This is a genomic window from Micromonospora sp. NPDC050200, from assembly GCF_040656135.1.
Lineage (GTDB): Bacteria > Actinomycetota > Actinomycetes > Mycobacteriales > Micromonosporaceae > Micromonospora.
The window spans coordinates 56,804-65,862 of the sequence record NZ_JBFALG010000038.1; the positions used below are offsets into that span (position 1 = coordinate 56,804).

The 9,059-nt window shown below is 73.6% G+C and carries 11 protein-coding genes; 6 read left to right on the forward strand and 5 right to left on the reverse strand.

Annotation, left to right across the window (positions count from 1 at the left end; all coding sequences use genetic code 11):
- Nucleotides 1-72 precede the first annotated feature (72 nt).
- The 3 genes from AB0I41_RS23420 (at nucleotide 73) to AB0I41_RS23430 (ending at nucleotide 2,705) form a co-directional block, all read left to right on the forward strand.
- Nucleotides 73-1,146: an NAD-dependent epimerase/dehydratase family protein gene (locus AB0I41_RS23420; RefSeq protein ID WP_357111220.1), complete on the forward strand. Its 1,074-nt coding sequence runs from the start codon at nucleotides 73-75 to the stop codon at nucleotides 1,144-1,146.
- Entirely contained in the window at nucleotides 1,143-1,970 is an 828-nt protein-coding gene (locus AB0I41_RS23425; protein WP_357111223.1) for a WecB/TagA/CpsF family glycosyltransferase, read from the forward strand. The genes AB0I41_RS23420 and AB0I41_RS23425 overlap by 4 nt, the downstream gene beginning before the upstream one ends.
- Before the next feature lie 132 nt (nucleotides 1,971-2,102).
- Entirely contained in the window at nucleotides 2,103-2,705 is a 603-nt protein-coding gene (locus AB0I41_RS23430; RefSeq protein WP_357111226.1) for a hypothetical protein, read from the forward strand.
- Here the strand turns inward: AB0I41_RS23430 and AB0I41_RS23435 are convergent.
- The 3 genes from AB0I41_RS23435 to AB0I41_RS23445 all read right to left on the reverse strand — a co-directional run bounded on the left by AB0I41_RS23435 (nucleotide 2,673) and on the right by AB0I41_RS23445 (nucleotide 4,301).
- On the reverse strand, nucleotides 2,673-3,080 hold the full coding sequence (locus tag AB0I41_RS23435; protein ID WP_357111229.1) for a hypothetical protein: 408 nt from the start codon (nucleotides 3,078-3,080) through the stop codon (nucleotides 2,673-2,675). The genes AB0I41_RS23430 and AB0I41_RS23435 overlap by 33 nt on opposite strands.
- A gap of 148 nt (nucleotides 3,081-3,228) precedes the next feature.
- A complete protein-coding gene (locus AB0I41_RS23440; protein WP_357111232.1) occupies nucleotides 3,229-3,450 on the reverse strand; it encodes a DUF397 domain-containing protein in 222 nt (73 codons plus the stop codon).
- Nucleotides 3,420-4,301: a helix-turn-helix transcriptional regulator gene (locus tag AB0I41_RS23445; protein WP_357111235.1), complete on the reverse strand. Its 882-nt coding sequence runs from the start codon at nucleotides 4,299-4,301 to the stop codon at nucleotides 3,420-3,422. Before AB0I41_RS23445 ends, AB0I41_RS23440 begins: the two co-directional genes overlap by 31 nt.
- A gap of 632 nt (nucleotides 4,302-4,933) precedes the next feature.
- Here AB0I41_RS23445 and AB0I41_RS23450 point away from each other — a divergent pair.
- Together AB0I41_RS23450 and AB0I41_RS23455 are read left to right on the forward strand one after the other, a co-directional pair.
- Nucleotides 4,934-5,218, forward strand: a complete 285-nt coding sequence (locus AB0I41_RS23450; RefSeq protein ID WP_357111238.1) for a hypothetical protein — start codon at nucleotides 4,934-4,936, stop codon at nucleotides 5,216-5,218.
- 102 nt (nucleotides 5,219-5,320) lie between these two features.
- Nucleotides 5,321-5,791, forward strand: coding sequence for a hypothetical protein (locus AB0I41_RS23455; RefSeq protein ID WP_357111240.1), 471 nt, complete (start codon nucleotides 5,321-5,323; stop codon nucleotides 5,789-5,791).
- 6 nt (nucleotides 5,792-5,797) lie between these two features.
- Here AB0I41_RS23455 and AB0I41_RS23460 read toward each other — a convergent pair whose 3' ends face one another.
- Both AB0I41_RS23460 and AB0I41_RS23465 read right to left on the reverse strand, forming a co-directional pair.
- Entirely contained in the window at nucleotides 5,798-6,679 is an 882-nt protein-coding gene (locus tag AB0I41_RS23460) for a PASTA domain-containing protein (protein WP_357111242.1), read from the reverse strand.
- Nucleotides 6,680-6,795: 116 nt separating this feature from the next.
- Nucleotides 6,796-7,485: a PASTA domain-containing protein gene (locus AB0I41_RS23465; protein ID WP_357111245.1), complete on the reverse strand. Its 690-nt coding sequence runs from the start codon at nucleotides 7,483-7,485 to the stop codon at nucleotides 6,796-6,798.
- 116 nt (nucleotides 7,486-7,601) lie between these two features.
- Here AB0I41_RS23465 and AB0I41_RS23470 point away from each other — a divergent pair, with 116 nt between their 5' ends.
- Nucleotides 7,602-8,972 carry a hypothetical protein gene (locus tag AB0I41_RS23470; RefSeq protein WP_357111247.1) on the forward strand — a complete coding sequence of 457 codons (1,371 nt, stop codon included), beginning with the start codon at nucleotides 7,602-7,604 and terminating at the stop codon, nucleotides 8,970-8,972.
- Nucleotides 8,973-9,059 lie beyond the last annotated feature (87 nt).

The window sequence follows — 9,059 nt, forward strand, 5'->3', positions numbered from 1 at the left end:
TCGTATCGGGGCGTGCCGGACGTCACGCTATGCTCCGATGGTTCCCAGCCTCCTACTGACCAGGAGTGGCGTGTGAGTGTCGCGTTGGTGACCGGGTCGGGCGGTCTGATCGGGTCCGAGGCGGTCCGGCACTTCGCCGGTCTCGGCCTGGACGTGGTCGGCATCGACAACGACATGCGGCAGGAGTTCTTCGGCGCCGAGGCGTCGACCGCGTGGAACGTCCGGCGACTCGCGGACGAGTTGGGGTCCGCGTACTCCCACCACAGCATCGACATCCGTGACCGGGACTCGCTGGCGAAACTCTTCGCGAGGTACGGCCGCGACATCGCCGTGGTGATCCACACCGCCGCGCAGCCCTCGCACGACTGGGCGGTCCGCGACCCGTTCACCGACTTCGACGTCAACGCCGGCGGCACCCTCAACGTGCTGCAGAACGTGCGTGAGCACTGCATCGAGGCGCCGGTGGTCCACTGCTCGACCAACAAGGTCTACGGCGACCGGCCGAACAGCCTCCCGCTGGCCGAGCTGGAGACCCGGTGGGAGATCGAGCCGGGCCACCCGTACGAGCAGGGCATCCGCGAGGACATGTCGATCGACGCCTGCCTGCACTCGGTCTTCGGCGCCTCCAAGGTCGCCGCCGACGTGATGGTGCAGGAGTACGGCCGCTACTTCGGCATGCGGACCGCCTGCTTCCGGGGCGGCACGCTGACCGGTCCCGCGCACTCCGCGACCGAGCTGCACGGCTTCCTGGGGTACGTGATGCGGGCGAACATGGAGCGCCGCACGTACAAGATCTTCGGCTACCAGGGCAAGCAGGTCCGGGACGCGATCCACAGCTCGGACGTGGTCTCCGCGTTCGAGGCGTTCTTCCGTAACCCGCGCTCGGCGGCGGTCTACAACCTGGGCGGCGGCCGGCACTCGAACACCTCCATGCGGGAGGCGTTCACGCTGGCCGAGCAGATCACCGGCCGGGAGATGGTCACCGAGTACGTCGAGGCGAACCGGATCGGCGACCACAAGTGGTGGATCGGCTCGAACGAGGCGTTCCAGGCCGACTACCCGGAGTGGAAGCAGGTCTACGACGTACCGATGATCATGCGGGAGATCTACGAGGCCAACGTCGACAAGTGGGTGCCGCAGCCATGAGCGAGCGCAGCGAGCGCGTGAGCGCTCAGAGCAAGCGGAACGTCCTCGGCGTCCTGGTCGACGCGACCGACTACGCCTCGGCGACCGAGCAGGTGGTGGCCGCCGGGCACGAGCGCCGCCCGCTGGCGCTGACCGCGCTGGCCGTGCACGGCGTGATGACCGGGGTGCTCGACCCGGCGCACAACGCCCGGCTCAACTCCTTCGACGTGGTCACCCCGGACGGCCAGCCGGTCCGCTGGGCGCTCAACCTGCTGCACCACGCCGGCCTGTCCGACCGGGTCTACGGCCCGACGCTGACCCTGCACGTGCTGCGCCGCTTCGCCGAGGAGGGGCTGCCGGTCTACCTCTACGGCTCCACCGAGGAGACCCTGGCCCGGCTGATCCCGGCGCTGGAGCGGATGTTCCCCGCCCTCAAGATCGCCGGGGTGGAGCCGTCTAAGTTCCGCGACGTCCAGCCGGGCGAGGACGTGGAGATCGCCGACCGGATCCGGGCCAGCGGGGCCCGGCTCGTCCTGGTCGGCCTGGGCTGCCCGCGCCAGGAAGTCTTCGCGTACGCCATGCGGCCACTGCTGGACATGCCGCTGATGGCGGTCGGCGCGGCCTTCGACTACCACGCCGGCCTGCTCAGGCAGCCGCCCGCCTGGATGCAGCGGGCCGGGCTGGAGTGGTTCTGGCGGCTCGGCCTGGAGCCGAAGCGGCTCTGGCGCCGGTACGTCATCCTCAACCCGGCCTACCTGGCCCGCCTCACCGGCCAGAAGACCGGCCTGTGGAAGGCGCGGCCCCCGGCGCCGGCCACGGAGCGCCCGCCCACCTTCGCCGTCTGACCGCCGGCGCGGCTCCGCCGTCCACTGTGTGTCCGGAACGGACGGTGACCCCACCCCTACGGGGTGGGTTGAGGGTGGAACCGGGGGCGGGCCCGGATTCCCCGGCGGGCCGATCCGGGCAAGGCTGAACGCATGGATGACCATCTCATCGTTCTGCTGCCGATCGCCGCAGTCTGGCTGGCCGCCGGCGTCGTGGCGGACCGACTGCCCCGGCTGGACCGCGCCCGCGCACTCCGGCGGCGTACCGGATGGTTGCTCGCCCTGATCCTGACCGGCCTCGGCCTGACGGCGGCGGTGCTGGCGGTGGGCCTGACCAGCGCCGGCGCGACGCCGGTCGACCGGGCCGCCGCCGGTCTCGGCCTCGCCGCCGGCCCGGCGCTCACCGTCGCGGTCTGCACGGTACGGCGGCTGCGCCGGCTCCGGGCCGGTGCCGGCGCGTTCGCCAGCGCGCCGGAGACGCCGGCGCCGCACGGCCTGCGGGCCGCCGGCGCGCATCCGCTGATCGGCCTGCCGGTGCAGGTCACCGCCCTGGCCGCGCTGCCGCCCGTGCTGTCGGCCGCCGGGCTGGACCTGGCCGCAGACCCCCGCCTGACCGGCCCGGCCGTCACCCTGGGCGGTCTCGCGGTCATCGCGATCGGGGTACGTCTGGCGCTGCGGCACAGCCGGCTCGCCGAGCGGGCGTTACCGGAGGCGGCGCCGGCCTCAGCGCGTGCGGCCCGGCCCCTGCACGTATAGCAGCTCCAGGATCGCCCGGGTCGCCTCGAACCAGCGGTCCAACCACCCGGGCGGCGGCACGCTGCCCTTCGGCGGCAGCTCCATCAGCAGGCCGCGCAGCAGCGGGTGGTCGACCAGCGACCCGCTCGGCTCCAGCGGCCACCCGGCCGGCGGGAACGAGGGCTCGGTCAGCGGGTTCGGGTCGAGCGAGGGCAGCGACAGCGGCGGCCCCGCCTGCTCCGACGCGGCCGAACCGGCGTCCCGTCCGCCGGTCTCGGTGTCGGTGGACCCGACCTCGGTGAGCACGGTGTCCCGGCGCGCGCCGCGGTACTTGCCGCCGAACCGCTCGGCCTTGCCCGGGCCGTTGGTGAGGTTGTCTGAACCGATCGTCGTCATCCGTCTCGCCTGCCTCGCTCGGTTACCGATCCGTGCGGCGGGTTGTCGACCAGCGCCGTATCGAGGGGTTCAACGAGACGGGACGGAACTGGCGACGGGCCGGCCGGGATCTCCCGGCCGGCCCGTCGTCGACGCCACGTTGCGTCGATCAGTGCCGGACGAACCCGCCGCTCCGTGCGCCGGCGACGAAGGCGTGCCAGTCTCCCGGAGCAAAGACCAGGGCGGGGCCCGTCTTGTCCTTCGAGTCCCGAACGCCGACCGCCCCGGTCACGTACGCCACCTCGACGCAGTTGTCACAGTTCGGCCCGCTCTTCGAGCTCTTGAACCAGGTCGCCTGCGTCAGGTCCACGGGGAACTCCTTGGTCGCCATTTCCACAGCGGCTCCTCTGTCAGTTTTGCGATGTGAGCTATGGATTCCTCCGGGCGCATGGCCGCTGCTCGAATGTGATCGAAGATGAAGCTGTACTTCTGCAGTTCGTCGCTCTTCTCCAGGAAGAGCCCACCCGTGGCGTTCTCCGCGTACACGACATCGGGATCACTCGGTTCGGGGAAGCTGAGGATGGTGAAGGTGCCGTCCATGCCGGCGTGCGCGCCCACCTCGAAGGGCAGGACCTGAAGCGTCACGTTCGGCAGTTCCGCCACTTCCACCAACCGCTGGAGCTGGCCACGCATCACCACGTCGCCGCCCACCGGCCGGCTCAGCACCGCCTCATCGAGCACCACCCACAAATCGACCGGATCGTTCTGGGTCAACAACGACTGACGGCCCAGACGGACACGCACCCGTTGCTGCACCTGGTCGTCGGTGAAGTCCGGGCGGGCCGCCCGGATCATGGCCCCGGCGTACTCCTCGGTCTCCAGCAGGCCCGGGACCACCTGCTGCTCGTACGCGCGGATCGAGCTGGCCGCCGCCTCCAGCCCGACGTAGGCCCCGACCAGCACCGTGCTGTACGGGTGCCACCAGCCCTTCTGCCGGGCCTCCCGGGCGATCTGCACCAGCTCGTCGCTCTCGACGCCCACCACGCCGTAGATCCGCAGCATGTCGCGGACGTCGCGCGGCGTCGCCGAGGTGTGGCCGGTCTCGATCCGGGAGATCTTCGAGGCGGAGCACTCCAACTGCTCGGCGACCGTCTCGATGGTGATCTTCGCCGCCTCGCGCTGGCGGCGGAGTTCCGCGCCCAGCCGCCGACGCCGGATGGTGGGGCTGCGCCGCTCGCTCACCGCGTCACTCCGCTGCTCGCCGGGTGGGACTGCCCGTTCCTCGCGCTCACCCGGTTACCTCCCGGTGGCCCGCGCCTGCGTCGCCACCCGCCGAGGGCGCGAACCGACGAACGGCGGGCGATCGTTCGCGGCAGGGGTGGTGCCGGTCGTCGACCGGCCGCGTCGGGCGAAACCGGCGTCCAGTGTGCCGGTCCGGGGTCGGCGTCATCAAGCGCCACGTTCACGTGTCGTGCTCACGTATCGGCAAAAGTCGACGTGCAACTTGCATGTCGCACGTCGCTGATGCACTCTGTCCGTATGGCTCGGGTTACTCACCGTCTACCCACGCATCGCCGGTCCGGCACCCACACCGGCGCCGGAACGACGGCCGAACAACCCGTTCCAGCTGCGACAACGAGACCTGCCCCGGGGTGATGACCCTGCCGCTGCACGCCCGACGGCTGCGGCGGCGGGAGCGGTACCCGGGAGCAGCACCGGTGATGGTCGGGTGGCGGTCCGCCACCAGCGGGTACGGCCCGACCACCACCACCGAATCACCGGTTCACGAGGCACGACCCCGTCACCGGGCCCAGCACTTCCCCGATCACCTCCGGTCCGGCGTACCGCCGGCCATTCCCTCCCCAGGAGCCCATGTGCTTCCCCGCTCTGGTGACGTACTGCACGTGACTCGCGCGGCGAGTGTCCAATTCCTCAGGCCCATCACGTTCCGGGTCATCCGGGTGCTCGACTGGCCCACCTACGACGGTTGGCTCTGGCTCGACGGTTACGAGTTGAACGCGGCGGGGGACGCGGTCAACCGGCGGTCGATCTTCGTGCAGGACGCCGGTCTCCGGCAGCTCCAGGTGGCGACCGTGCCCCGCCAGCACACCGTACGGGCCCGGCGGACGATCAGCCGCGCCCCGGTCGCGGTGGGCTGAGCTCCGCCATTACCCGGTCGGGGGGTGTGCCGTCGCCATAGACTCGGTACGCCCACCCCGGCGAAAGTCACCACCCCGCGCGTCCCGGACCCTGAACCTGGGATGGCCATGGTCAATATGCCCGCCGCGCGGCGGCACCACAGGTCCCGTATCGGTTACGCCTTCGGGCTGCTGGCGCTGGTCGGCGCCGCCACCACGCTCGTGGTGGTGGTGCGCTATCCGGCCGAATCGGCGACCCGGCTGACCGAGCCGGTCCCCGCCCCCGAGATCACCGTGGTCGAGCAGAGCTCACCGCCTCCCGGCGCCGGTGAACCCGGCTATCCAGCGGAGCTCGCCGCCCCCGACGACCACTGGTACGGCGACACCACACCCGGCGCGGACACCTCGGACGAACCCCACAACGGTGCCGGCTCCCGGCCCGGAGCCGGCGGTGGCGAGGCCGCCCTGGCCGGCTCGTCCACCGCCGACGCCCGGCAGGCCCTCAGGCAGTCGCTCTTCTACTCCGGGGTGCTCGGGCTGGCCATCTCGCTGGCCGGGCTGGGCCTGGTCGGAACCCGACGCCGAAGGTGGTGAGTCACCTCAGCCGGTGGCGGTGACCTCGGGCGTCGGCTCGACCGACCCGGTCGACGAAGGTGCCGGCGACGGCGCGGCGGCCACCACCAACGTCACCTCCTCGCCGGCGCGGACCAACTCACCCGCCTCCGGGTCGGTCTCGATCACCGTGCCGGGAGGCTGCTCCGACGACTCCCGCGTCTGGACCCGGTACGACAGGTCGAGCCGGTCCAGGAGCCGCTCGGCCGACGCCCGGGGCAGCCCCACCAGGGGCGGCACCGGAATCCGGGCCGCCGCCGTGGTGGCCGGCGTGCTGGGCGCCTCGGTGGTCGGGGCGGCGCTCGTCGGCGCGGCCGTGGTCACCGGCGCGCTCGTCGGCACCGGTGGCGGAGAGGGCTCCTGGTTCCGCTCGTCGGCCGCCCGCAGCGCGAGCCAGATCCCCGCGCCGAGCACACCGAGCAGCAGCAGCGCCAGGATGCCCAGCAGGATCGGCGTCCACCAGCGGCGTCCGCGCTGCTCCTCGCCGTACCACTCGACCGGCTCGCGGTAGTCGGCCCGACGCGGCGGCGGCACCCCGGCCCGCCCCGACCAGACGGCCGGCGCGGCCGGGGCGGTCGGCTCCGGCCCGGTGGCGCCCGTCGGGGACAGCGGTCGGGTGGCGTCCAGCGGCTCGTGCCGGGCCGTCGCGTCCAGCGGCTCGTGCCGGGCCGTCGCGTCCAGCGGCTCGTGCCGGGCCGTCGCGTCCAGCGGCTCGTGCCGGGCCGTCGCGTCCAGCGGTTCGTGCCGGGCCGTCGCGTCGGGCGGCGGCTGCGGTGCGGACCGGTCCGGTGGCTGGCCGGTGGCGTCTTCGGCGCGGGGCAGCGGGCGGGTCCGATCGTCGGCGGGCGGCTCCTGGCGGTCGTTGCTCATCGCACGTCCTCTCCCACCGGGGGGCAGGCGTCGTGGCCCTCGACGGTCCACGGTAATGGGCGGGGTCACCAGCCGCCCGGATCGGCGCGGCGACCCGCCCGTCCGGCCGCGCCTGGCTAGGCCTCCTCCGCGCCGCAGGAGATGGCGACCTCGTCGTTCCAGTGCCGGGTCGTGTCGGGCTCCGGGTCCTGAGAGTGGACCTTGCCGACCCGGCCGGTGCGGTAGCGCGGGTAGAAGCCCCGCTCGACGATCGTCGCGGCGGCGTCGGCGCAGTCGTAGTCGTCCAGGTCGGGCACCTCGGCCTCCGGTGCCGGCCCGGCGACGTACACCTTCACGGTGGTGCCGTGGCTCACCGGGGTGCCGGGGGCGGGGTCGAGGCGCTCGACCTTCTCCCCCAGCCCGGTGCCGAAGATCAGCCGCCACCCCAGCTTCCGGTCACGCAGGTCGCTGCGGGCCCCCTCGAAGCCGTCACCGACCAGGTCCGGCACGGTCACGTAGCTGGTGGAGTCGGCGCTCGGCGCCGGAGGCGTGGTCGTCCGGGGAGTGGTCGGCGCGACGGTGGCGGGTTGCTCCACCGGCGGCGGTGCGGCGGCCGAGGTCGGGTCCCCGGTCGGGGCGGGGGCGGTCGCCGCGGTCGCGGCCGGCGGATCGGTGGGGGACGTCTCGCCCAGGCCGGCCAGCACCCAGCCGGCGGTCGCGCCCACGGTGGCCAGCAGGACGAACGCCAACCCGCCGCCGATCAGCAGCGGGGCCCGATTCGGCCGTCCCGGCGCCGGAGTGTCCAGAAGGGTGTGTCCGTCGCTCATCGCACTCTCCGCCTCGTCACCAGCGACCGTACCGGGCGATGCCAAGCCGTCACCGCACGTCGTCCCGGTCGTCACACGACTCGCCGCGCCGACCAGGGGACGCTACGCTCCCCGGCATGGCCAGACTGGGCTGGGGAGGATCGATCGCCACCGCGGTCGGCGTCGCTGCCGGCGTGGGCGCGGCACAACTGGGCTTCGCCTACGGGCTGGGCGTCATCGACTGGGCACCGGTCGAGCCCGCCGCCGCCGGCGCCGCCTGGTACGCCAGCCTCGCCTGGGCGACCTGGATCGCGGCCGTCTCCACCATCGCCGGCGCCGTCTGCGCCCAGCGGCTGGGGGAGCGGGGGCGCGAGGGCGACGCCGAGCACGCGGGCACGCTGCGCCGGGTGGCCCTGGCCGTCGCGGGCGCGGTGGGCGCGCTGACCACGGTGCTGCTGGTGGCCGTACCGGCCCGGGTGGCGACCGTGCCCGACACCTTCACGCCACAGAGCCTGGCCGCCGGGTACGCCGCGGTCGGCGTGCTGGTCGGGCTGCTGACCGCGATCTGGGCGCTGCACTCGCGGGCTGCCGCCACCAACGTGATCGCCACCGTCGGCTGGATCTGGCTGCTCGTCATGGTCTCGGTGACGGACGGGGTGCAAGCCGGGCGCGGGTTGACCACGGCCCAGCTCGGCATCTGGCAGATCAGCACCGACAGCGCCCAGTTCTGGGTCCGGGACTACGTCTACTGGCCGGGAGTGCTGCTGGCAGCCGGCTCGGCGCTGCTGATCGGCGCGCTGGCCGCGCGGCGTACCGCCCGGGTGGCGGAGCGGCGACTCGGCGCGGCCGTTTCCGGCGTGGCGGGTCCACTGCTCGTCGCGGTCGCGTACTTCGTCGCCGTGCCTCGGCTGGCCGCAATCAACCCCGCGCAGGTCTCGGCGCACTTCGTCGCGCCGTACGCGGTCGTCGTCGGCGCGGCCGGCTCGGTGCTGGTGGCCGCGCTCGCCCAGCGCGCCGAACGGCGCGCGGCCGCCCGGCAGGCGGTGGTGGTGCCCCGGCAGCGCACCGGCGACCTCGACGACCGGGCGTTCGACGACGACCTCGCGTCGGCCGGTGAGCCGCTCGACGTCCCCGGCCCGCTCGGCGCGGCGCGGCGGACCTCCGCCGGGACGGGCGACCCGGGCTCCGGCGCGGCATCGGCCGGCACGGCGACCACGACGGCCACCCGCCCGGACGGCACGGGACCGGTCGAGCAGCCTGCCGGGACGGACCCGGCGACGGCCGGCACGCAGCCGGACACGACCAACCCGTCGACCGCGGGCGCTGGACGGGCGCGACCGCCCCGTCGCAGCCGGGCCACTTCCCCCGCACGAGATGCCGGGCCGGAGTCCGCTACGCCGACCGCCGAGACCCCGCTCGCCGCGCCGACGACGGAACCCCCGGCCGGCGCTCCGAACGCAACGCCCCCCACCAGCCCCAGAACCCGCCCACCCCGACCCACCCGCTGACCCCCCACCCCCACCCCCACCCGCGTCCGCGCCCCCGCTCAAGATCCGAGCAGTTTCACGGAAAGAGTGGCCATTCCGCGCGGAATG